Source organism: Micromonospora sp. M51 (genome assembly GCF_018070305.1).
In the GTDB taxonomy this organism is placed as follows: domain Bacteria; phylum Actinomycetota; class Actinomycetes; order Mycobacteriales; family Micromonosporaceae; genus Micromonospora; species Micromonospora parva.
In genome coordinates this window covers 1-450 of record NZ_JAGPXZ010001516.1, presented here as the reverse complement: position 1 = coordinate 450, position 450 = coordinate 1, and the positions used below count along the sequence as shown (strand labels likewise).

Below are 450 nucleotides of genomic sequence, written 5' to 3'. Positions count from 1 at the left end.
ACCTACATCCGCAAGGCACCGTACTTCGACGGCATGCCGGAGGAGCCGGAAGATGTCACCGACATCGAGGGCGCTCGCGTGCTGGCCAAGCTGGGCGACTCGGTGACCACCGACCACATCTCCCCCGCTTCCTCGATTAAGCCGGGCACCCCGGCTGCGGACTACCTCGACTCCCACGGGGTTCAGCGCCAGGACTACAACTCCTTCGGCTCCCGCCGCGGTAACCACGAGGTCATGGTTCGCGGTACCTTCGCCAACATCCGCCTACGCAACGAGCTGGTGGATGAGCAGGGCGGCTACACCCGCGACTTCACCAAGGAAGACGCGCCGCAAGACTTCATCTACAACGCCGCGATGAACTACGAGAAGGAAGGCATCCCGCTCGTAGTGCTCGCAGGCAAGGAGTACGGCACCGGTTCCTCCCGTGACTGGGCTGCGAAGGGCACCAAC

Annotated in this window: 1 pseudogene; it reads left to right on the top strand. The window is 64.0% G+C overall.

Going from position 1 to position 450, the window contains the following annotated elements:
- Positions 1–450: pseudogene (gene acnA / locus KBX53_RS35740) on the top strand (aconitate hydratase); the annotation flags it as partial.